This is a genomic window from Microvirga aerilata, from assembly GCF_016743775.1.
GTDB classification, from domain to species: Bacteria; Pseudomonadota; Alphaproteobacteria; order Rhizobiales; family Beijerinckiaceae; genus Microvirga; species Microvirga aerilata.
On record NZ_JAEQMY010000030.1, the window covers coordinates 1 to 22,427 of the forward strand.

Sequence of the window (22,427 nt, forward strand, 5' to 3'; positions counted from 1 at the left end):
GGGTTCCTTGCGGCGTGCCATGCGATGTCTCCTTCCAGATCATCGTAATGGCCCCACACGAAATTCCCGACAGTTCCGGTTTTCTGCCTTCTTCAAGCTTAAAAAGAAACAAGCAGAGTTGGATTTTATAGATATAGATACATCGCAGGATATGCGACTATTTATAGACCCTTACGCTATTGAGATGCGGGATGATGAGCTATCTGCAGAACTAGCGCATCACATCACAACGTTTTTCGAAGATGTTCTTACTTCTCTACGTAAGAAAGATCGTGTCCGCGCAAAATTTCTGACAAGTAATCTCGGAGAGCCGCAGGAAACTTTCCTCGGAATGTCAAAGGGCAAACCTCAAGGTCGCGGTATGGGGCGCTTCGATGCGGATCAGCTACTGCGAGCACTAGAGGCGAGTAAAGCATTTAAAACTGGACTGATTACAGACCTTGCAGAGGCTGAACTTTTTATAGACGGTATTGGTCCTGACAAGATTTCGGATCTCACAACTAACCTTATTCGCGCTCCGTTGATTAAATATACCCATGAACAGTGTGATCTTCACAATGTTCCACTCACCAAACACGTGCCAATTGCTCCAGTATGGGACCCTGATACCAGGGATTGGAGGTCGGAATACCAAGATTTGCCGGTCGTAGCCGGGATTCCAGTTATTCTCGTTCCGAAAGTTCTGGTTAGGCTAAAATTATCTTTGAACAGCCAGGAGTATTACAATGGAACTGTGTTGAACTTTCTAAAGTCTGAGCATCTAGCGTCAAACTCAGGTTTAGTTCGGTTATTGAAGAATAAAAGTCGGAAGGTGTTCAAGAAGGACCTCAAGCAGAAACATCCGTTCTCAAAAGAATTTCTAACTGAGGTGACTCAGAAAAACCCTCGTCTTCTGGAGTTCTACAAAGAGCTTAAAGGTGCCAGAGGGGCCCTTGAAAACGAAGATCTGGAAAGAGATTATAGTGAAACTGATTTTGCTAGTATGTTGTCCGAAAAACTCAAGGCGATAAAATCCGGCAGCAAGCATGCGACTGAGTATCACACTGCAATAGCAGGTATACTTACCTTCTTGTTTTACCCTGAATTGGTGTACCCAGTGCTTGAGGAAGGACTTCATGGCGGCAGAAAACGAATCGATCTTACATTTACTAACTGGTCGAACAATGGGTTCTTCGCAAATGCCAAAGTCTTCGCCTCAAACCCGAGCAAGATATATTATTGTAGAATGTAAAAACTACAGCGAGGATCTAGCGAACCCAGAATTTGATCAATTGACAGGACGGTTTAGTCCGGCACGAGGCCGTTTAGGTATAATTTGTTGCCGGACAAATACAAATAAGAAAGCTATATTAGAAAGAAGCAAAGATGCTGTACGAGACGATAGAGGATTTGTTTTAGTCTTGGACGACAATGATATATTAGATATGTTGGGTGCTGCAGGGTCAGGGAAGAGAAAAGATATCTTTGTTTTTCTTGAGAAAAGGTATCGAGAGATAGTCTTCTAGAAGCTATTCATCGACAATAGGTATCGTAAATTTGTGAAACAAGCTCAAAACCTACTACGTGCTCTCCCCACGTGGAGAGCCTTCTTATGCTTCGCGTTATCTACTATTCAGGCTCGCTCTGTGGCCTAGTCAGCGCATTAGCTCGTGGGCGAGGCCCCACCCAGCCGAAACCAGGCGGAGCCCCCTCGCTAAAATCCCATCACACCGGAATCCGCCCGTCATACACCGCCTTCAACCGGCCGATCCCGTCCCAGAAGGGCTCCGGCTCGTCGCCTTCCATGCGGGCGGCCAGGACGTCGAGGTGCATGTGCCAGCCGGCGCTGACGCTGAGCAGGGTCGAGCGGTCGGGGACGCGGCGGTGGACCAGGGTGAGCAGCACCTTGGTGCCGATGGGCTCGAGCGTAAAGGTGACGCCGCCGGTGGAGCCCCAGGTGATGGCGAGTTTTTTCGGCGGGTCGAGCTCGGTGATGCGGCACTCCAGCCGGTGCTCCTCGGGGGAGCCGGCCGGGCGGGTGCCGGACGGGGCGGTCAGCTCGTCGTTGCGCCAGACGAACTCGAAGGGCGCGCCCACGGCAAGCGCCATCTCGCCGGCCGCCAGCCACTGGCGGCGCAGCTCGCTTTGCGTGAGATAATCCCACACCCGCTCCACGGGGCCGGGCAGCAGGCGCCGGATCTCCAGGGTGTCGGGCTCGGTCAGCACGCCGAAGCCGTCCGGGGCGGTGGGGCTCGGGTTCGCTAGGCTGGTCATGGGGTGTCTCCTTCGGGGTTGAGGCTGTTGCGGGCATCCTCCTCGCGAAGGAGCCGTTCGAGAGCGTCCAGGCGGCCGGTCCAGAAGCGTTCGTAGTGGCTGAGCCATTCGTGGGCGCCGGCGAGCGGGCCGGGGTCGAGGCGGCACAGATGAGTGCGGCCGCGAACCTCGCGCCGGATCATCCCGGCATTCTCCAGCACCTTGATGTGCTTCGAGGCGGCAGCCAACGAGATCGCGAAGGGTTCGGCGAGCTGGCTCACCGTGCGTTCGCCCATGCTGAGGTCGCGCAGCATCCGGCGGCGGGTGGCATCGCCGAGGGCGTGGAAGACGGTGTCGAGCTGGGGTGCATGTAATTCAACCATGTGGTTGAATATAGACGCGGGCTTTCCGATAGTCAACCGATTGGTTGAATGACAGGACGGTTGGCTTCAGCCGGCCGCGTCCGCGGCCTTCCGCATCCGGCCTTCCGTGAGCGCCAGCGCCGTGGCGCTGAACATCACCACCATGCCGAGCGCCTCGGGCCAGCCGAAAGGCTCGTCGGCGAGCGCCACGCCCACCGCCACCGCCACCACGGGGCTGATGAAGGCATAAAGCCCGGCCCGGAAGGCGCCCCAGTCCCGCACCAGCCAGAGATAGATCGTGAAGCCCGCAAGCGACCCGCCGAGCACGAGGATGCCGAGGCTCAACACCACGCGCCCGTCCGCGAGGTTTGCGAGGGCGGCGGGGTCGTAGCCCTCCACCAGAAGGGACACGAGCACGAGGCCCGCCGCTCCCAGGCTCGTTTCCCAGAAGGCGAGCGAGAGGGGGTGCATGGCCTGCATGAGCGGGCGGCTCACCACGGTGCCCCAGGCGTAGCTCAAGGTCGCGGCCGCAACGGCCGTGAGGCCCAGCACCGCCTGCGTGCCCTCCTGCGGCGACGCCGTGCGCCCGGAGAAGAGCAGCACGAGGCCGCCGATGCCGAGCGCGATGGCCCCCATGCGGCGGCGCGTGATGCGCTCCTGCCCGTAGAGGGCGCCCACGAGGATGATGCAGATCGGCATGAGCGCCAGGTTCACGATGGCCGAGAGGCCGCTCGGAGCGCGGGCGACGCCCCAGAACAGCAGGCTGTAGCAGCCCGTGTTGATGAGGAGCGAGGCCACGAGCACGCGCCCCGGCTGCGCCATGCCCAGGGGCACCCTTTGGACGAGCGCGATGGCCCCATAGGCGAGGCCTGCGAGCACGAAGCGCGCGGCGGCGAGGAAGATCGGCGGCACCACCTCGGAGCCGAGCTTCGTCGGCAGCCAGGTGAGGCCCCAGATCAGCGCCATGAGGGCAAAGGCCGCGATCTGTCCCGTGCCGGCCCTGTGCCGCTGCCCCATCCCGCTTCCTCCCGCCGCCCCGATGCGCCGCCATCCTAGAGAGGCGCGGCACGGGTGGCTACTCGGGTTGGGCGGCCGCGCCGTGCAGGGCCGCGCCGTGCATGGCGGGCCGGTGCGCCGGGTGCCCTCGCGCGGCCGGGACCCGGGCAGGCTTGAGGCCCGCATGCCCACGCAAGCTGGCGATGCGAGGCGCGATCAGCCCTCCGCTGGGGCCTTGAACCTGCCGCCCTGCGCCACGTTCCCCCTCCGCGCGGAGAACCGTTCATGCCTCTCGTCATCCAGGCCGGCCTGTGGGGCCTGCTCAGCGGGTCGGCCCTCGTGGTGGGGGCGGCCATCGGGTATTTCGCCAACCTGCCGCAGCGGGTGATCGCCGCCGTGATGGCGTTCGGGGGCGGGGTGCTGATCTCCGCGCTGTCCTTCGACCTCATGGACGAGGCCTACCGCACGGGCGGCCTCGCCGCCACCTCCCTTGGGTTTCTCGCCGGCGCGGTGGTCTATACGGGCGCGAACATCGCCGTGTCGCGCCGGGGCGCGCAGCACCGCAAGCGTTCGGGGCTGGCGGACGATGCCCGGCAGCCCACGAGCCAGGAGGGGAGCGGGCTCGCCATCGCCCTCGGCGCGCTCCTCGACGGCATTCCCGAATCCATGGTGATCGGCGTGAGCCTCCTGGACGGCGAGGGCGTCGGCCTCGTGACGGTGGCGGCGGTGTTTCTCTCCAACCTGCCCGAAGGGCTCTCCAGCGCCGCCGGCATGCGCCGGGCCGGGCGCTCGAAGGCCTACATCTTCGGCATCTGGGGCGGCATCGCGGCGGCCTCCGGGGTCGCGGCGCTGGTGGGCAACAGCGCCTTCGCGGGGGCGAGCCCCGCCACGGTGGCCTTCGTCACGGCGGTCGCGGCCGGCGCGATCCTCGCCATGCTGGCCGACACCATGGTGCCCGAAGCCTTCGAGACGGCGCATGAATATGCGGGTCTCATCACCGTCGCGGGGTTCCTCGCGGCCTTCGCGCTCTCGCGGGCGGTGGGGGCTTGAGAAGATCCTGCCGGTGGACCGGCCAGGGTGTCAGAGGATGTAGAAATCCTTCGTCGCGAGAGCGAGGCCTTTGTCCACGGCCGCAAAGGCGACCTGCCCAAGGGCGCCGTTGCCGTCCGGGTCGAACGAGAGAACGCCGGTCTTCTTGTTGTAGAGGATGCGGTCCGTGCTGTCCTGGGCCGCGGTGGCCGACCGGAAGATGCCCTTCTCCAGCGCGCCCTTCAGGCCGATGTCCTTGAACACCGACCGGGAAAGATAGAACCGGTCTTCGCCTCGGGTGAAGTCGGTCACGCGATCGAGGCTCGACAGCATCGGCTCCGTGTCGAAAACGAACTTGTCGCGGCCGCTGCCGCCTGTAAGAGTATCGCGCCCGGCTTCGCCGCTCAGGGTGTCGTTCCCGGCGTTGCCGATCAGCCGGTCGGATCCGGCGTCGCCCCGGATCGTGTCGTTGCCCCTGAACCCGTCGAGCACGTCGGCCTTCAGGCTGCCCGAGATCGAGTCGCTTCCGGCCAGGAGATCTTCCCCGATCTCCCGGTTGCTCTTGGTTTTCCAGGTAAAGTAATCGGGTGCCGAGAACGATACCCCTGAGAGCGAGCAGAAGAAGTTGTCGTTCTTGTACATCGAGATGCCGGTGATCTTGCCGGCCGTGATGGGCTGCCAGGGCTCGCCCTTGATGCCTTTTCCGTGCAGCACGGCATAGTTCTTGCCGAGCGTCGTGATGGACCACGGATTGTACAGGAACGTGGTTTCGTTCACCGACACATGAAACGGCAGGTTCGAGGTGTCCAAGCGGTAGGAGTAGGATGCGCGAAGGTCAGCCAAGGCAATGTCCGATCGAGTGGCAAGGTCAGGGAAAGTGGCGGGTGTTTAGCGCAGGCCCTTTCCCTAAGGTACTCCCTAAATCAAGGGAGCTTGGCCAGACCGGTCCGTGAAGAGCCGGAAACGAAAGATGCCCGGCACCGGGCCGGGCATGATCTGGACGGTGAGCGGCGTAAAAAGGCGGCCTACCGCCCCTTTCGCCCGCCCTTGTATTTCGGCTTCTGCCCGGCAAACCCTTGCGTCGAGCGCCCGGCCGGCCTTTCGCGGAAGTTCAGGGGAACCTCGCGGTCCGTGCCGGGGCCCATCTCGTCGAGGCCGGGCTTGCGCACCCGGGTGCCCTCGTCCGAGCGGCCCTTGCCGAGAGGTCCGTAGGAGTCGGAATCCTCGTCGCCCGCCGTGGCGCCTTCGCCGGAGGGCGGGAGGCCCTTCGGGGGCAGGTTGGCGCTGCGGCCGTATTTGCGCGCGCCGCCGTACTTGCCCGCATCGCGCTCTACGTCGGATTGCCGCGCCATCGGGTCGTCGCTGATGGCAAGCTCCGTGGCCTGCAGGCGCTTGAGCTCGTCGCGCAGGCGGGCCGCCTCCTCGAACTCCAGGTTCGCGGCGGCCTCGCGCATGCGCTTTTCCATGTCGGCGATGACGGCCTTGAGGTTGTGGCCCACGGTGCGGTCGGCCATTCCCGTATCGACGGAGACGTGGTCGCGCTCGTAGACGCTGTCCAGAATGTCGGCGATGTTCCTCTTCACCGATTGCGGCGTGATGCCGTGCTCGGCGTTGTAGGCGAGCTGCTTCTCGCGGCGGCGGTTGGTCTCGGCGATTGCGCGCTCCATGGAGCCGGTGATCTTGTCGGCGTAGAGGATCGCCTTGCCTTCCACGTTACGGGCCGCGCGACCGATGGTCTGCACCAGCGATGTTTCGGAGCGCAGGAAGCCCTCCTTGTCCGCATCGAGAATGGCGACGAGCGCGCATTCGGGAATGTCGAGACCCTCGCGCAAAAGGTTGATGCCGATCAGCACGTCGAAGGCGCCGAGCCTGAGGTCCCGGATGATCTCGATGCGCTCCAGCGTGTCGATGTCCGAGTGCATGTAGCGCACGCGGATGCCGTTCTCGTGCATGTATTCGGTCAGGTCCTCGGCCATGCGCTTGGTGAGCGTGGTCACCAGCGTGCGGTAGCCGTTCGCCGCCAGCTCCTTCACCTCGTGCACGAGGTCATCGACCTGCGAACGTGCGGGCCGGATCTCCACCACCGGATCGACAAGGCCCGTGGGGCGGATCACCTGCTCGACGAACACGCCGCCGGTCTGCTCCATCTCCCACTTGGCGGGCGTTGCCGACACGTGCACCGATTGCGGCCGCATGGCGTCCCATTCCTCGAAGCGAAGCGGGCGGTTGTCGAGGCAGGAGGGGAGGCGGAAGCCGTATTCGGCGAGCGTCGCCTTGCGCCGGAAGTCGCCGCGATACATGCCGCCGATCTGCGGCACCGTCACGTGGCTCTCGTCGGTGAAGACCAGCGCGTTGTCGGGCAGGTACTCGAACAGGGTCGGTGGCGGCTCGCCGGGCTTGCGGCCCGTGAGATAGCGCGAATAGTTCTCGATGCCGTTGCACACGCCGGTGGCCTCGATCATCTCGAGGTCGAACTGGGTGCGCTGCTCGAGCCGCTGGGCTTCCAGCAGGCGGCCCATGCGGGCGAGTTCCTGCAGGCGCTGCTGCAACTCGTCCTGAATGCCTTTCACGGCCTGCTGCAGGGTCGGGCGCGGCGTCACGTAGTGCGAGTTGGCGTAGACCTTCACGAATTGCAGGTCGTTGGTCTTCTTGCCCGTGAGCGGATCGAACTCGACGATGCTCTCGATCTCGTCGCCGAAGAGGCCGATGCGCCAGGCGCGGTCCTCCAAGTGGGCCGGAAACAGCTCGATCACGTCGCCGCGCACGCGAAAGGTGCCGCGGGCGAAATCGCTCTGGATGCGCTTGTACTGCAGGGCCACGAGATCCGCGATGAGCTGGCGCTGCTCGATGCGCTCGCCCACCTTCACGGAGAAGGTCATGGCCGTATAGGTTTCGACCGAGCCGATACCGTAGATGCACGACACGGAGGCCACGATGATCACGTCGTGGCGCTCCAAGAGCGCGCGCGTCGCCGAGTGGCGCATGCGGTCGATCTGCTCGTTGATGGACGATTCCTTCTCGATGAAGGTGTCCGAGCGCGGCACATAGGCCTCGGGCTGGTAGTAGTCGTAGTAGGAGACGAAATATTCCACCGCGTTGTCGGGGAAGAACGACTTGAACTCCCCGTAGAGCTGGGCGGCGAGCGTCTTGTTCGGCGCCAGAATGAGGGCGGGGCGCTGCGTCTCCTCGATCACCTTGGCCATGGTGAAGGTTTTGCCCGAGCCCGTGACGCCCAGCAGCACCTGGTCGCGCTCCTGCCGGCGCACGCCGTCCACCAGCTCGCGGATCGCGTTCGGCTGGTCGCCGGCGGGCTGGAAGTCGGACTTGATCTTGAACGGAATGCCGCCTTCCGACTTCTCGGGCCGGGGCGGGCGGTGCGGCACCCAGAGCGTGCCGTTCTTGAATCGCGGGTCGCCCTCGGTAAGAAGGCGCGAGAGCGCATCGACAGTGGCGGAAAAGCCCGAACCGGAGGAGAGATCGCCCAGCTCCTCGGCCACGTCCGGACCGTCGTCGGGTCCCTTCAGGCCAAGCTTCTTCGCCAGCGCCGGGTCCACGTCCGTGATGTCGCCGTGGATGAAGGTTTCCTGCGCCCGCTCGGCAAAGCCCTCCGCCGCCTCACGCTCCCGGTTGACGGCGGGACTGAGGAGATCGGCCAGGTGAGGGGCCAGGGGCTTCAGCTCAGGCTTGGTGGCTTTCCCGGTGGAAAGCTTGGGCTTTTTGGGTGATTTGGCCATAGAACGAATATGGTACGAACGGCCGGGGAATGGAAGAGCGGAACCTGACTCAGGCCGTGTGCTTTTCCGCCCTCTTGCCGCCGCGCAGGGCCTTCAGCAGGGGCACGGCGCCATAGTGGATGAGCGGGATCAGCACGGCTCCCAGCACGAGCCCGAAGACGCCCGCGGCGGCAGCCGAGACCAGCCATTCCAGGGTGCCTGCAAGCGCCGGAACCGCCTGCGCGACCGCCACCGCCGCCTCGTGAATCACGTGCTCCACGCCGGCCCAGCCGTAGCCTGCCAGCCCGTGGATGATGATGCCGCCGCCGACCCAGATCATGGCGGCGGTGCCGACCACGCTGAGGAGCTTGAGCAGGATCGGCATGCCCTTCACGAGGCCGCGGCCAAAGGTCCTTGTGACCGGGGCCAGAGCCCTGTCGGCGCCCGAGGGAGGAGCACCGGGCAGTGCCCGCCGGAGCAGGCGGGAGACCGGCCGGTTGCTGGTGGCCATCGCCACGCCGGCATCGTCCGCCTTCACGATCAGGGCCACGGCGCCATAGACCAGGGCCGTGATGGCGATGCCCACCACGGCAAGCACGAGCGCCTGGGTCCAGAACGAGGCGGTCGGCACCGTAGCGAGCGTAATGGCCATGATCTCGGCCGAAAGGATGAAGTCGGTCTTGATCGCGCCGCTGACCTTCTCGTTCTCGAAGCTCTCGGCGGTCTGCGTCGCAGCAGCGACAGCGGCCTCATGCTCGTGGGCGTGATGCGGGAAGAGGGCCTCGAACACCTTCTCCGAGCCCTCGTAGCAGAGATAGGCGCCGCCGATCATGAGAAGCGGGGTGATGGCCCAGGGCGCCACGAGGCTCAGGATCAGCGCCGCCGGCAGCAGGTACAGGAGCTTGTTCTTGAGCGAGCCCCAGGCGATCCTGCCGACGATCGGCAGCTCGCGGGCCGCGGCAAAGCCCACCACGTAGCGGGGCGTCACGGCGGCATCGTCGATGACCACGCCGGCGGCCTTGGCGCCCGCCTTCATGGCCTGGGCGGTCACATCGTCGAGCGAGGCCGCAGCGACCTTGGCGAGGCCTGCGATATCGTCCAGCAATGCGATCAAGCCGATGCTCATGGGGGCTCCTGTTGGAATCGTTCAAGCGTATCTGTGGGCTCTAAGAGGCAGCCGCAAGGCTTCCCCAGCTTCGACAACGCCTGAGCTGTGGATTGGGTGCAGGACGGTCCGGCTCGGATGCGCTAGCCCCGAGGGGCCGATCCGCCGCCGTCATCCAGCCGTCATGAGACTGACGCATGACGATCCCGCTCACCTTGACAGTTTCGCGGGGATACCATGCACCGTTCCTTCATCGCCGGCTCTCTAGCCGCAGCCCTCCTGTCCGGCACTGCTCTCACGGCGTCCGCGGCGGAATACTTCGACCGTATCGCAAGCTTCCCCATCACGGCAAACCTCTCGTCCGGGGCGGACCAGAAAGGCGAGACGGTGGCCGAGATCATCTCCGCCAGCCAGGACGGCAAGCTGCTGGTCTACACGGACAGTCCGCGCAAGGCGCTGGGCTTCATCGACATCGCGGATCCGGCGCAGCCCAAGGCCGCAGGAATGCTGCCCATCGGCGGCGAGCCCACCTCCGTGAAGGTCGCGGGCCAGAAGGCCTATGTGGCCGTCAACACCTCCGAGAGCTTCACCAAGCCGAGCGGCAAGCTTGTCACGGTCGATCTCGCCAGCCGAACCATCGTTGCCGAATGCGCCTTGCCGGGCCAGCCCGACTCCGTGGCGGCGAATGCCGGAGTTCTGGCTCTCGCCATCGAGAACGAGCGCGACGAGGACGTGAACGACGGCGCGCTCCCGCAGCTGCCGGCCGGTTCGCTGATGGTTGCGCCCCTCGGCGACGGGCTGGACTGCGCCAGCCTCAAGACCGTGAGCCTCACCGGCCTGGCGGCCGTGGCCGGCGACGATCCGGAGCCGGAATATGTCGACATCTCGAACGACGGCAAGGTGGTCGTCACGCTGCAGGAGAACAACCACATCGCCATCGTGGACGGACGGACCGGCGCCGTCGAGGCGCATTTCTCCGCCGGAAGCGCGGACCTGACGGGCATCGACACGAAAAAGGACGGCAGGATCGACCTGTCCGGCGCGATGGAGAAGGTCGTGCGCGAGCCGGATGCGGTGCACTGGATCGACGGAAACCGGTTCGTCACCGCTAACGAGGGCGACTGGAAAGGCGGCTCCCGCGGCTTCACCATCTTCAACCGGGACGGCAGCGTGGCGTACGAATCCGGTGCGAGCCTGGAGCACGAAATCGTCGCTCTCGGCCACTACCCGGACAAGCGCAACAAGAAGGGTGCCGAGATCGAGGGTGTGGAGACGGGCCGCTTCGGTGGCGACAACCTGATCTTCGTCGGCTCCGAACGGGCGTCCGTGGTGGCCGTGTATCGCGACACGGGGGCTGCGCCCGAACTCGTGCAGGTGCTGCCTGCGGGCATCGGGCCCGAGGGGCTTTTGGCCCTGCCGGAGCGCAACCTGTTCGTGGCCACCAGCGAGACCGATCTTCACGGCGATGGCGGCGCTGCCCCGCATGTGACGATCTACCAGCGTGCCGAGCGCGCCGCTCCGGCCTATCCGACGATCCGCTCGGCGAAGAACGCCGACGGCCGGCCCATCGCCTGGGGCGCGCTCTCCGGCCTTGCCGCCGACAAAGCGCAGGCCGGCAGGCTTCATGCGGTCACGGACAGCGTCTATGCCGGCGCACCCCGCATCCTCACCATCGACGCGTCGAAGAAGCCCGCGACGATCACAGGCGAAACCCTGGTGACGCGCAACGGCGCCGCGGCAGAAAAGCTCGACCTCGAAGGCATCGCGGTTGCCGGCGACGGGTTCTGGCTCGCCTCCGAGGGCAACCCGGAGAAAGGCCTCAGGAACCTGCTCGTTCGCGTCGATGCCAAAGGCGCGATCCAGGAGGAGATCGCGGTGCCGGCGGATCTTGAAAAAGGTGCGAAGAACTATGGCTTCGAGGGCGTGACCGTGACGGGCTCCGGCGCCGACGAGATCGTGTGGCTCGCCGTTCAGCGCGAATGGGCCGATGACGGCAAGAACGCCGTGAAGCTCCTTGCCTACAAGCCGTCGGACAAGAGCTGGAGCGCCGTGAGCTATCCGCTCGACAGCGCGGAGGCCGGCTGGATCGGTCTCTCCGAGATCACGGCTGTGGGCGATCGCGTCATCATCATCGAGCGCGACAACCAGATCGCCGAGAAGGCGAAGATCAAGAAGCTTTATGCGGTTTCCATGGCCGACATGAAGCCCATCAAGCTCGGTGGCGAGCTGCCCCTCGTGCAGAAGACGCTCGTGCGTGATCTCCCGCCCGACCTGAAGGCCCCCAAGGGCTACGTGCTCGACAAGGTCGAGGGCTTTGCGGTCGACGCCGCGGGCGATGCCTACATCGTCACCGACAACGACGGCGTCGACGACTCCTCCGGCGAGACGCAGTTCCTGAAGCTCGGAAAGCTCTAGCCTTCGGCGCGAAAAAGGGCGGAGCCCAGGCTCCGCCCTTTCCTATCAAGATCAGCCCGGCAGCAGCACGGTGTCGACCACGTGGATGACGCCGGGCTTTCGCGTCACGCCGCGAGGCGGGCCGCAAAGCGCCCGTCGCCGAGATCCGTGATGCGGCCGTAGCGCACGAGGCTGGTCAGCGCCTGCACGACGCGGGGCTCGATCCGCTTGCCGCCGCGCTTGAAGCCCCGCGCCAGGGCGGCAGCATCCATGGGCCGGCCGGCGACGAGGAGGGCATGCTCCACGGCAAGTGAGTCCTCGAGCCGGTCCTTCGGAAAATCGGGCAGGGACCTGTCGATGGCAACCACGTTCTCAGCCAGATTCAGCTCCCCGGTCCTGGCCGCAGCCCCGCCCTTCGCAAAGCGCGGGATCTGGTAGTCGGGTCTGAGCCAGCGCACGAGGCCCGCCGCCTCCTCCTTCGCCCGCTCGGCGTTGAGCGCCACAAGCCGCTCCAGGATCTGCTCGTCGGTGAGATCGTCCGGCCAGCCATAGGCCTGGAACACGAGCCGGTCGAGCCGCTCATGCAGCTCCTTCATAATGAGGATCAGGCCCTCGTCCTTGATGCGCTCCTCGTCGGGGGTGAGGGAGAGGCCTGCCCCAGGTGTCATCCCTGGCGGCCCGTGGGGCCGGGAAGGGGATCCGTCCCCACCCATGGTGCCATCGATCCTCTTCCTGTCCGCGGCCCGTCGCTCCGGGAATGACCCAGAGGGGAGGACCACCCTGTCATCCCCGGCGCGCAAAGCGCGGGAAGGGGATCCACGATCAGGCTCCGCGCCATGGATTCCCTTCCCCTCCGCTGCGCTCCGGCCGGGAATGACATCGGAGGGTCGATAAGCCGCCTCCATCGCCTTCAGCTTCTCCAGCACGTTGTACATCTGCGTCAGGGTGAGCTTGGGGTGCTCGGCTTGACGGGCCTTGCGGAAGGCATCGAGATCCTCCGCCACGGCGCGGATTTCGGCTTTCAGGGACTCAGGGGGATTGGGGAAGGGAAAGGGGTCGAAGCAGCGGGATTTGGAGTAGCGGGGATCGTTGCCGACACCCAGCCATCCACCCGCGCGTGTTGCCCAAACGATATGTTGACGCGATGAAAGTACTCCGAGCATGAATGCATCGTCTGAAGCGATAGCAATGATCATATGGTCCGGAACACATGAGGCGTCTATAAATTGGAATATGCGATGCTTAGAAGTTTCTGTCGTACCAATATATTGACGTAAGTCGTTGAGAGCAGGACGAAACGTTCTTCTTGGCTCGCCAAATATCCACCAGCGCTCCCGAAAAGCCTTCCTGCGGTTAGTGTCCCGCTCAGGTTTTACGCTAGTCAAAAGATGGTGGTAAATACGAGGATAATCGCGCATTAGCTCATCTTGTGTGAGACCAAAAGCATCAATAACATAGCGCTCTCTATTATGGCGTACGAGTTCCCCGCCATTGAGAAAAGGTTTGACGATTCTGTGCGCACTTCGGCTGCCAAGGCACAAATATTCGGCTGCGTTCCTGTCTATCACGAAGCCTTGGCCAGCTAGCATCATGCCATTGCAAGCAACACCTTCGTTGGACATTAGCGAGTTCGCTGCTGAGACATTCGCTCCGATCGTAACATCAGCGTGTATGCTCCCTACTAGATTTGTGAACGAGATTTTTGGCTCATCGGTTTCAACACCAATCTCTGATCTGACTGTTTGCAATTTGCCGTCGTGGGAGCCGATCTCTGCTACAGTCATCGCAATGCGCACGGAAGCGGAGTCTGCACTGGCTTTCGTCCAAGGATGATCTGGAACTGCATAAACAATGCTGATCGGACTTTGAGCTTTTAGATAGCGATCTATGGTTCGCCGGTTGAATACTCCTGTGATTGAGTTGGTAGTCACTAGTCCAAACCTGCGAAGGTTGCTTTCTTTAGCAATTAGCAACTGAGCCGCTTTATCCCACCAGTACATGACAAAGTCAGTGCTCTGATCGACCCAACCGTGTGCCTTCCAAAGAGCCTCGACATAGCCATCGCCTAACGGCCCGCGCATCGCCGCACCTTTCCCAAGAAAAGGCGGATTGCCGACGATGAACTCCGCTTCCGGCCAATCCGGCCTGCGTGCGTTCGGATAGGTCTCGATGCGCCTGCCGTCCTTCTCCACCACTTGCGGCACCGGATAGCCGTCCCAGGTGAGCACGGCATCGTAGCCCTGTCGTTTGCCGAAGTTGATGTTCTGGAAAGCACGCAGGATCGGCTCGGAGGGATGGCCCGTGCGGTTGCGGTAGTGCTGCTGCAGGTATCCGATCCACACCACGAGTTCGGCGATAGCCGCAGCGCGCGGGTTGAGCTCCAGGCCGAGGAATCCGTGCGGGTCGACGGTTTCGCGGTCGAGGCCCATGCTCTCGGGCTCGCCCAGCTGCGCCAGCGTTTCCAGCACCTCGCCCTCTAGCTTCTTCATCAGCTCCAGCGACACGTAGAGGAAGTTGCCGGTGCCGCAGGCGGGGTCGAGCACGCGGGTGGCGCAGAGCTGGCGATGGAACGCGCGCACGGTAGCGATCGCCGCTTTCTCGTCGCCGGTCTCCTTGGCGTGCTCGGCCTTGCGCAGGGCGTTCTGCCAGTCCTCGCGCAAGGGCTCCATGACGGTCGCCTCCACGAGGCGCTGCACATAGGCGCGGGGCGTGTAATGGGCGCCAAGTTTTCGGCGTTCCGCCTTGTCGAGCGCCTGTTCCAACAGCGTGCCGAAGATGGCGGGATCGACCTCGGTCCAGGTGTGCTTTGCCGCCGCCAACAACTCGCCGATCTCCTCGCGCCCGAGATCGAACACGGTGGTGTCCTTGAACAGCCCGCCGTTGAAGTGGCGCACGCGCGTTTCGACCACATGGCTGAACTCGTCGCCCTTCTCCATCTGCTGCCAGAGCGCCTTCAGCCGGTGCGGAAAATGCGCCGGATCGTCCACGCTCTTCTGCAGCAGCGCCTTGAAGCTATCGGGCGGCAGAAGCTCCACATCCTCCGCGAACATGGTGAACAGGCAGCGCATGAGGAAATGCGCCACGTCCTCCGCATTGCATCCGCGCTCCTCCAGCGCCTTGCTCACCTGCGCAAGGCGCTTGGCGATGTCCCGCGTGACGCGGGCGGCCTCCTTGGACGGGTCGAGCGCGTGCGGCTCTTTCCATACACACTCCAGGAGCGTGCGCGTTTCATCCTTCCGCAGATCCTCCATGTAGATGCGAAAGCCGTTGCGGTCCGGAAAATGGCTGTAGGCGCGGCCCGTGCCGGTGAAGTCCGCATAGAGTTCGAGGCAGTGGCCCACATCGCACACGATGATGAAGGGCGGCGCGGGATGATCCGCATCGAGCAGGAACACGTAAGACTCCGCCTGCTGGCGCGCATTCTTCATCATCACGTCCCAGCCGCGCGCAATGTTGCGCCGGCCCAGATCGGCGGGCTCGTCGGCCAGCATCGGGAGCTGGCCCGGAATGGCTTTCGTCTTGCCCGGCAGGCGGGACTGCTTGGCCTCCAGGATGAAGGCGTTCTTCTTGTAGAGATCGATGCGCTTGGGCGCTGTCGCGGCATCGCTGTCCCGTGGGCGCACGGCGCGCTCGAACACGTAGTCGTTCAGCTCGCGCTCCTGGCCGGAGGGTTCAGGACGCGGCACCCCGATGACATCGCAGAGCTCCGACAGGAACATCTGGTAATTGGCGCGCTCCGCGCCGCCCTCGCGGGCTGTCCAGCGGGCGATGAACGAGGCGATAGTGGCATCCGAGTGGGTAGCAGGGTGCATGACGCAACGCAAGGTTGTTTGTTTGCGTCAACCCTATGTTGCGAAGGTGTATAAACTTATAATAGAATTTTATAGAAATATTACTTATGCGTGTAGAGATGATCGTAGCTAGGCCTCTCATGCGCCCGCTGAGTGGATATGTCTGAGAAACGGGCGGAGCTTTCGCCCCGCCCTGCAGAATAACCGATCAGCCCGGAAGCAGCACGGTGTCGACCACGTGGATGACGCCGTTCGACTGCATCACGTCGGCGATGGAGACGGTGGACTTGCCGCCCTTCTGGTCGGTGATGGTGAGCGTGTTGCCCGAGGGCATGACGGTGAGGGTTGCGCCCTGCACGGTCTTCAGGGTGGCCTTGCCGCCGCCTTCCTTCACCTTCGCCACGAGATCCTGCGCGGTCATCTTGCCGGCCACTACGTGATAGGTGAGCACGCCGGTGAGCTGGGACTTGTTCTCGGGCTTCAGCAGGGTATCGACCGTGCCGGCGGGCAGCTTGGTGAAGGCTGCGTTGGTGGGGGCGAACACGGTGAACGGCCCGTTGCCCTGCAGGGTCTCGACGAGGCCTGCGGCCTTCACGGCGGCAACCAGTGTCGTGTGATCCTTCGAGTTGACGGCATTCTCAACGATGTTCTTGGACGGATACATCGGCGCGCCGCCAACGGTCGTGGTCTTCTCCTGGGCCGTGACAGGCAGAGACATCACGAGAGCCGGTGCTGCCAGGGCGAGAGCGGCGGTCATGCAGGCAATGCGGATTTTCATGGATCTGGTCCCTGAATTGGTTTGCATGGGATCCCGGCTTATTGCCGGAGACCGAAGGCTCAACCTTCAGGGCGGGTACCCTGCATAAAAGCGTTTGGATGCAGGGCAGGGAGCACAAAAGAGATTTTTTTGAAAAGCGTCAGGCCGTGAAAGCCGTCGGGCCCCGCAGATAGGCTTCGATCCGATCGACTTCCACCTCGACGTCCTCCGCCTTCAGGGCATGAGGCGAGGCCTGCCGCGCAGCCGGGACGGGCTGGTCCTCGGCCGGCTCGTTCAGGGGAGTCATGTCGTTGAGCGCATCGTGAACGGCCTGCAGGATTTCGCTCTGTATGTCGTTGTCGGGGTTCTCGAGGGGCTTGCGCGGAGCCATGGCGACCTCCTTTGGGAGTAGTGAGCACTATTGGAGTAATCCGTGTCGCAAATAGGGCAACGTCACAGTGCCGTCGATGCCGTTCCCTTCATGACGACCGGCCCCGTGGGCTGTCCCGTCGGCGAGCCGGTGAGCGGCTCGACCGATATCGCAAAGAGTTGATCGGAGTGCGGCTGCGGCAGGTTCTGGAGGTTCAGGAGAACCGTCCTGGCCGTCTGGACCACGCCGACCGAGACGGGCGCGCCTGCCGGGTCCGGGAAGGTCCAGACCTGGATGGAATGGTTGTGCGGGATCTGCATGTCGCCGAGCGGCGTGAGCTCGGCGCGGCCGTCGGCGAATGTGCGCAGCACAGCGCCGGGCTGGTTGGCCTCGCTCATGAGCACCGCCACCAGCACCGGCTGGCGGGATGCCTTCATGGCGAAGAAGCCCAAGCCCGCCGCCAGCAGCAGCGCCGCAACGGCGCCCGCCATGCCGACCGTGCGCCAGAATGACAGGCTGTCCCAGAGCCCCTGGAGCAGGCCGGGCGATGCACCCTGCCGGGCCGGCGTCGCAGGGCGAACCTCGGCTCGCGCGGGCTGGGCCTCGAGACCGGATTCGATGCGCTGCCACAGGGCATCCCCCGCAGGCGCGTCGTCTGCCGTGTTGTCCCACTCGGAAAAGCGGCTGCGCCATTGCTCGACCAGGGCCTGGAAAGCCCCGTCCGATGCCAGCAGGCGTTCCGCCTGCCCGCGTTCCTCGCCTTCGAGCAGGCCGAGAACATGCTCGGCGGCCAGACGATCCTGATCGTCGCGGGTCATGCCATGCACTCCCGCAAGGAGATCAGGGAGCGGCGAATCCACGACTTGATCGTGCCGAGCGGCACGCCGAGGCGTCCGGCGAGCTCGCCGTGGCTGAGGCCGTGGATGTAAGCGAGGGTGATGGCCTGGCGCCGGGCCGGCTCCAGGCGCTCGAGACAGCGCTTGAGGCTGCCCGTATCCGACAGGCGCATCATCACGGCCTCGGCGTTCTCTTCTTCGCTCACGAGCCCCATGGGCTCGAAATCCTCGACGAGGTCGGTTCGGGTCTCGCCGCGCAGGATGTTGAGGGCGCGGTTGCGCAGGATGGCATAAAGCCAGGAGCGGGCATCGCCCCGGGCGGGGTCGAAGCTGTCGGCCTTTTTCCACAGCTGCAGGAAGGTGTCGTGCACGGCTTCCTCGGCGAGAGCCCGCCTGCGCAGGAGCCGCATGGCGACGCCGATCATCCGGGGCGCTTCGCTGTCATAGATGGCACGCAAGGCAAGACGATCGCCCCGCGCGCATCCGCGAAGGGCGTGGTTCAGGTCGAAGGCCGAGGGGATGACCTCCCCGGGCAATGCCTTCACGCGCGATCTCCGTCTCCAACGTGCAACAATACACCCGAAGCAGGCTCTTGGATGCAGAACCGAATAAAAACTTAAGGCTCCCCTGCATCCATAGAGGATTCCGGCGGGTAAGCGCAACAGCCGGTCACTCACGACCGGAGCTATCAGCCGGAGGACCCTTCATGAAATTCACCACATTGGCCGCAGCCCTCGTCGGATCGACCCTCTCGATGGCAGCCGCTCAGGCGCAGAGCGTCGCCGCCCTCGTCGGGGACGATACCATCGCCATCGTCGATGTGGCGGGCAAGAAGGCAGGCAAGGCCATGAAGGTGTCCGGTCTCTCCGGCGCGCTCGTCGGCATCGATGTCCGCCCGGCGGACGGGATGCTCTACGGCGTCGTGGCCGACGGCACGGTCGTCACCATCGATCCGGCCTCCGGCAAGGCCACCATGAAGTCGAAGCTCGACACGATGCTGGCGCCCGGCACCATGGCCACCGTCGATTTCAACCCGGTCGCGGACCGGCTGCGGATCATCGGGTCGGACGGCATGAATCTTCGGGCGAATGTGGACGACGGCAAGGTCACCAAGGACGGCAGCCTGAAGTTCGCCGATGCCGACATGCACAAGGGCAAGGCCCCCAAGATCGTGGCGGGCGCCTACACCAATTCCATGAAGGGCGCCAAGGAAACGACGCTCTACGACATCGACGCGAGCGGCGCGCTGGTCAAGCAGGCGCCGCCCAACGACGGCGTGCTGAACTCCGTCGGCATGATGGGCATGGAAGCCGGCAATGCGGCCTTCGACATCGTGACAAACGAGACGGCGAGCGAAGGTTGGCTGATGAGCGGCAAGACCCTCTACAAGGTCGATCTCACGACCGGGAAAGCCTCGGAAGTGGGCATGATCGCGGGCGTCGACGGAACGGTGCGCGACATCGCGGCGATGCCCAAAGCCATGTGATCGAGGGCCATGTGATCGAGGATCCTGTGGTCAAGCGGCGCGCCAGTCACCCTGGCTCGCCGTTGTCGCGTCAGACGCAGCTGCGTCCCATGGCGTTGAGGCCTTCGTCCAGCAGGTCGGCCAGGTTCGGGATGCCGATGAGCCAGTCGGCGGTGGAGATCGAGCTGGCATCCTCGCGCTCCCGGGCCAGGCGCACGGCGGCGCCCCATTCCTCGGGCTCCATGTCGCCGCGGCCGATATAGACCAGGGCGATCAGGTCGGCGCGCTCGTCGTCGTTCAGGCCCGCGATCACGTCCCGCACCTCTTCCTCGGTCGCGTCGTCCGGCGAGGCGGTCAGCGCGTCGATGCTGCCGTCGTCGGTGGGGTTCGAGCCCGAGGCCGGATCGGTGATGCCTTCCTTCACGTCGATGGCCCTGGCCCGGATAATGAGTTCGCAAACCTTGTCGAGCGCGATGTCCATAGAAACCCTCGTGAGAAGTCCGCTTGGGACGATGTCTTGTTCACTTGCTGACAGGGAAACCCGGAAGACGGCATTCGGTTCAGCCCCGGCAAAGCTTCGGCGACGGAGGCGGGCGACGGGCGCCAGGCCCGCGGCATCGAAGCGCCCCGGCAATTCCAACGGGCGAAGGGCCACGGGTGTGATAGAGATACGCCGGTCTCCAAGCGCGATTCGATCATGTCCGGCACAGAACTTCTCGGCTTCGCGGCCGCCATTCTCACCACCGTCTGCTGGCTGCCGCAGGCCTTCAAAACCATCCGCACCAAGGACACCAGGTCCCTTTCCCTGGTCACCCAGGGCGCTTTGACCCTCGGCGTCGGCCTGTGGCTCGTCTACGGCATCCTGGTCGACAGCCCGCCGATCATCTTCGCCAATGGCGCCAACTTCGTGCTGGTGGCGCTGATCCTGGCGTTGAAGGTGCGCTACGGCTAGGATTGTTTCGACGTGGGGGAATTCGCTATGCGCCGGTTGATCGCCTTTTGCCTGGTCGGGCTCTTCTTGGCCCTCGGCTCCTCCCCCGAGGCCTTCGGGCAGGCGGCCCGCAGGGCCGACCCGTTCAGGCTGGCGCCGCAGCGTCCGGGGCAGACGGACGTCTACATCCTGTCCTTCGGCCTCTGGGGCCCGCAAAGCGTGTTCGAGAGCGAGGCCAAGGGGGCGGCCCGCATTCTGGAGGCGCAGCTCGGCGCGAAGGGCCGCTCCATCGTGCGCTTCAACACCAAGCGCCGGGCCGGTGCAACGCCGCAAACCCTGCTGGCCGCCGCCGAGGCCGCGGGCCGGACCCTCGATCCGGCGGAGGACATCGTGGTGCTCGTCCTCACCTCCCATGGAGCGCCGGAGGGCATCGGCCTCGTGGCCGGGCGCGACACCCGCCTCGTCACGCCGGGGGATGTCGGAAGGCTGCTCGACCAAACCAGGGCCCAGCACCGGGTCGTGATCGTGTCCGCCTGCTATTCGGGCGTTTTCGCCCGTGAGCTTGCCGATCGGCGCACGCTCGTCATCACGGCCGCCGCTGCCGACAAGCCGTCCTTCGGCTGCCAGGACGGGGCAACCTGGACCTATTTCGGCGATGCCTTCTTCAACAAGGCCCTGCGCGGCGAGCGCCGTCTCGATGCGGCTTTCGAGAGGGCCAAAATTCTCGTGACGCAGCGGGAGCAGCGCGAGGGCTTCGATCCGTCCAATCCGCAGATCGCCGGCGGCGCGCAGGTGCTCGAGCGTCTCGGCGCCCGCTAGGACGGCTCCCTTGCCGCAAGCGCCTCGATCCCCTCGACCCAGCGGGTGAGCCGCCGCTTGTTCACCCCGAAATCCGAGCTCCCGATCTGGCTGCGGGAGTAAAGGGCCAGGGTCGAGCGGTTCCCGTCCCGCTCGATCACCTGCGCGACCACCGTATCGGGGTAGCGCATCAGCCGGGTGCGCACGAGAAACCGGTCCTGCTCCGGGCCCGTGTCGAGGAGGGTGGTGCCGGGCTCCGACAGGGCTACCTGGGACACGAGGGCGCGAAGCCGGGAAGCCGGCACGGGGAAGTCCGGCGGTTCGAGATCGGGCGATGCCCGCGGGCAGAACGCGCGCGGGCAGACCAGGGCGTCGTTCGGTGTGGTGCGGCGCTCGAGCGTGGTGAAGTCCACCGGCCCCAGATCCGGTGAGCCGAAGACGGTCTGCCATGTGCGTTCGAGGCCGATCTCCCAGCCGCGCCACAAGCCATATCCGAGCCCGACGCTCAAAAGCCCGATTGCAACAGCCCTGTTCCGCATATTCCGTTCGCTTTCATAGGTCATGACCCGGTTCGATGTTCACCGCCGTCCCCGGCGGTCCGCAGGACCGGGGTGGGGGTCCATGGCGGTCCCCGTGTGAGTGGGTTCCCTTCCCCTCCAGCGGCTCTGCCGCTTCCGGCCGGGAATGACACTGGAGGGGGCTGCTGTCATCCCCGGCGGCCGTAGGCCGGGAAGGGGATCCACGACCCGGCGCGGGCGCCCATGGCATCCCTCCGCTGATGCGTCCTCCCGCGAACGGCAACCATCCGGGCAGGGATCGTCCCGATCGCGTCATCGCCTCCATCCGACTGCTTGACACCACGCCGCAGAAGAATAGGGCAATGCGCGCCGATATCCCACCTCTCTTCCCCACCTCTCCCGGACCTTTCATGAGCCCCCACACCGCGCCCATCCTGCTGCTGATCGCCTCGAACGTCTTCATGACCTTCGCGTGGTACGGGCATCTGAAGTTCAAAGCCTCGCCCCTTTGGATCGCCGTCATGGCCAGCTGGGCCATCGCCTTCGTCGAGTACTGGTTCGCGGTGCCGGCCAACCGGATCGGCTCCGCGGTCTATTCGGCGGCCGAGCTCAAGACCATGCAGGAGGTCATCACTCTCGTGGTCTTCGCCGGCTTCTCGGTGCTCTACCTCAAGGAGCCCCTCGGCTGGAACCATCTCGTCGGCTTCGGGCTGATCGCTGCCGGCGCCGCCTTCATCTTCCAGGCGCGCTGACCGGCTGCCATGACGCTTCTGGTTTATGCCGGTGCGGCGCTGGCCGAGATCGCAGGCTGCTTTGCCTTCTGGGCCTGGCTGCGCCTCGACAAAACGCCGTGGTGGATCGTGCCCGGCATGGGCTCGCTCGCGCTGTTCGCCTCTCTGCTGACGCTCGTTCCCAGCGATGCCGCCGGGCGCGCCTATGCGGCCTACGGGGGCGTCTACATCGTCGCATCGATCCTGTGGCTCTGGATCGCGGAGGGCGCGCGGCCGGACCGGTGGGACATTGCGGGCGGCGCCGTCTGCCTTGCGGGCGCGGCCCTCATCCTGTTCGGGCCGAGAGCCTGAGAACATCTCAGGTGGCGGGCCTCATCGGCAGGACGAGCATGCCTAGAG

Annotated in this window: 21 protein-coding genes; 8 read left to right on the forward strand and 13 right to left on the reverse strand. The window is 64.4% G+C overall.

Annotated features, from left to right (window positions below):
• Nucleotides 1-1,231, forward strand: a 1,231-nt coding sequence (locus tag JKG68_RS18175; protein ID WP_210346377.1) for a DUF8370 family protein, incomplete at its 5' end; no start/stop codon positions are given.
• Nucleotides 1,232-1,704: 473 nt separating this feature from the next.
• Here JKG68_RS18175 and JKG68_RS18180 read toward each other — a convergent pair.
• From JKG68_RS18180 to JKG68_RS18190, 3 genes are all read right to left on the reverse strand, one after another.
• The gene (locus JKG68_RS18180; RefSeq protein WP_202062371.1) at nt 1,705-2,253 is read right to left on the reverse strand and encodes an SRPBCC family protein; all 549 of its coding nucleotides are present in this window, start codon (nt 2,251-2,253) and stop codon (nt 1,705-1,707) included.
• Nucleotides 2,250-2,615, reverse strand: a complete 366-nt coding sequence (locus tag JKG68_RS18185; RefSeq protein ID WP_202062373.1) for an ArsR/SmtB family transcription factor — start codon at nt 2,613-2,615, stop codon at nt 2,250-2,252. The genes JKG68_RS18180 and JKG68_RS18185 overlap by 4 nt, the downstream gene beginning before the upstream one ends.
• 66 nt (nt 2,616-2,681) lie before the next feature.
• Nucleotides 2,682-3,611 carry a DMT family transporter gene (locus tag JKG68_RS18190; protein ID WP_246515575.1) on the reverse strand — a complete coding sequence of 310 codons (930 nt, stop codon included), beginning with the start codon at nt 3,609-3,611 and terminating at the stop codon, nt 2,682-2,684.
• A gap of 264 nt (nt 3,612-3,875) precedes the next feature.
• Between JKG68_RS18190 and JKG68_RS18195 the strand changes: the two genes are divergently transcribed.
• Nucleotides 3,876-4,640, forward strand: coding sequence for a ZIP family metal transporter (locus tag JKG68_RS18195; RefSeq protein WP_202062375.1), 765 nt, complete (start codon nt 3,876-3,878; stop codon nt 4,638-4,640).
• Nucleotides 4,641-4,670: 30 nt separating this feature from the next.
• On the opposite strand, the gene JKG68_RS18200 is transcribed toward JKG68_RS18195, so the two are convergent.
• From JKG68_RS18200 to JKG68_RS18210, 3 genes are all read right to left on the reverse strand, one after another.
• The gene (locus JKG68_RS18200; protein ID WP_202062377.1) at nt 4,671-5,462 is read right to left on the reverse strand and encodes a M10 family metallopeptidase C-terminal domain-containing protein; all 792 of its coding nucleotides are present in this window, start codon (nt 5,460-5,462) and stop codon (nt 4,671-4,673) included.
• Nucleotides 5,463-5,644: 182 nt separating this feature from the next.
• Complete coding sequence (uvrB, locus tag JKG68_RS18205) at nt 5,645-8,353, reverse strand: excinuclease ABC subunit UvrB (RefSeq protein WP_202062379.1); 2,709 nt, start codon at nt 8,351-8,353, stop codon at nt 5,645-5,647.
• A 49-nt stretch (nt 8,354-8,402) separates the two neighbouring features.
• A complete protein-coding gene (locus tag JKG68_RS18210) occupies nt 8,403-9,458 on the reverse strand; it encodes a DUF808 domain-containing protein (protein ID WP_202062381.1) in 1,056 nt (351 codons plus the stop codon).
• 216 nt (nt 9,459-9,674) lie between these two features.
• Here JKG68_RS18210 and JKG68_RS18215 point away from each other — a divergent pair, with 216 nt between their 5' ends.
• Nucleotides 9,675-11,852, forward strand: coding sequence for an esterase-like activity of phytase family protein (locus JKG68_RS18215; RefSeq protein ID WP_202062383.1), 2,178 nt, complete (start codon nt 9,675-9,677; stop codon nt 11,850-11,852).
• 104 nt (nt 11,853-11,956) lie between these two features.
• Here JKG68_RS18215 and JKG68_RS18220 read toward each other — a convergent pair whose 3' ends face one another.
• The 5 genes from JKG68_RS18220 to JKG68_RS18240 form a co-directional block, all read right to left on the reverse strand.
• On the reverse strand, nt 11,957-15,643 hold the full coding sequence (locus tag JKG68_RS18220) for a class I SAM-dependent DNA methyltransferase (RefSeq protein ID WP_202062386.1): 3,687 nt from the start codon (nt 15,641-15,643) through the stop codon (nt 11,957-11,959).
• Nucleotides 15,644-15,830: 187 nt separating this feature from the next.
• Nucleotides 15,831-16,400, reverse strand: a complete 570-nt coding sequence (locus JKG68_RS18225; RefSeq protein WP_202062387.1) for a fasciclin domain-containing protein — start codon at nt 16,398-16,400, stop codon at nt 15,831-15,833.
• Nucleotides 16,401-16,539: 139 nt separating this feature from the next.
• Nucleotides 16,540-16,770 (reverse strand): hypothetical protein, encoded by a 231-nt coding sequence (locus JKG68_RS18230; protein WP_202062389.1) that lies wholly within the window; start codon nt 16,768-16,770, stop codon nt 16,540-16,542.
• A 62-nt stretch (nt 16,771-16,832) separates the two neighbouring features.
• Nucleotides 16,833-17,567 carry an anti-sigma factor gene (locus JKG68_RS18235; protein WP_202062391.1) on the reverse strand — a complete coding sequence of 245 codons (735 nt, stop codon included), beginning with the start codon at nt 17,565-17,567 and terminating at the stop codon, nt 16,833-16,835.
• Nucleotides 17,564-18,130 carry a sigma-70 family RNA polymerase sigma factor gene (locus JKG68_RS18240; protein ID WP_312890860.1) on the reverse strand — a complete coding sequence of 189 codons (567 nt, stop codon included), beginning with the start codon at nt 18,128-18,130 and terminating at the stop codon, nt 17,564-17,566. Before JKG68_RS18240 ends, JKG68_RS18235 begins: the two co-directional genes overlap by 4 nt.
• A gap of 161 nt (nt 18,131-18,291) precedes the next feature.
• Between JKG68_RS18240 and JKG68_RS18245 the strand changes: the two genes are divergently transcribed.
• A complete protein-coding gene (locus JKG68_RS18245) occupies nt 18,292-19,071 on the forward strand; it encodes a DUF4394 domain-containing protein (RefSeq protein WP_202062393.1) in 780 nt (259 codons plus the stop codon).
• 70 nt (nt 19,072-19,141) lie between these two features.
• Here the strand turns inward: JKG68_RS18245 and JKG68_RS18250 are convergent, their stop codons facing one another.
• Complete coding sequence (locus tag JKG68_RS18250) at nt 19,142-19,531, reverse strand: DUF3775 domain-containing protein (protein ID WP_202062395.1); 390 nt, start codon at nt 19,529-19,531, stop codon at nt 19,142-19,144.
• Nucleotides 19,532-19,747: 216 nt separating this feature from the next.
• Between JKG68_RS18250 and JKG68_RS18255 the strand changes: the two genes are divergently transcribed.
• Both JKG68_RS18255 and JKG68_RS18260 read left to right on the forward strand, forming a co-directional pair.
• Entirely contained in the window at nt 19,748-20,002 is a 255-nt protein-coding gene (locus JKG68_RS18255; protein WP_202062397.1) for an SWEET family sugar transporter, read from the forward strand.
• 12 nt (nt 20,003-20,014) lie between these two features.
• Nucleotides 20,015-20,800: a C13 family peptidase gene (locus tag JKG68_RS18260; protein WP_312890861.1), complete on the forward strand. Its 786-nt coding sequence runs from the start codon at nt 20,015-20,017 to the stop codon at nt 20,798-20,800.
• On the opposite strand, the gene JKG68_RS18265 is transcribed toward JKG68_RS18260, so the two are convergent.
• Nucleotides 20,797-21,342 (reverse strand): DUF1499 domain-containing protein, encoded by a 546-nt coding sequence (locus JKG68_RS18265; protein ID WP_246515578.1) that lies wholly within the window; start codon nt 21,340-21,342, stop codon nt 20,797-20,799. The two genes, JKG68_RS18260 and JKG68_RS18265, sit on opposite strands and share 4 nt — an antisense overlap.
• Before the next feature lie 365 nt (nt 21,343-21,707).
• On the opposite strand from JKG68_RS18265, the gene JKG68_RS18270 reads away from it, so the two are divergent.
• Both JKG68_RS18270 and JKG68_RS18275 read left to right on the forward strand, forming a co-directional pair.
• Nucleotides 21,708-22,049: a DMT family protein gene (locus JKG68_RS18270; protein ID WP_202062399.1), complete on the forward strand. Its 342-nt coding sequence runs from the start codon at nt 21,708-21,710 to the stop codon at nt 22,047-22,049.
• A gap of 9 nt (nt 22,050-22,058) precedes the next feature.
• The gene (locus tag JKG68_RS18275; protein ID WP_202062401.1) at nt 22,059-22,379 is read left to right on the forward strand and encodes a YnfA family protein; all 321 of its coding nucleotides are present in this window, start codon (nt 22,059-22,061) and stop codon (nt 22,377-22,379) included.
• The last annotated feature ends 48 nt before the right edge of the window (nt 22,380-22,427 follow it).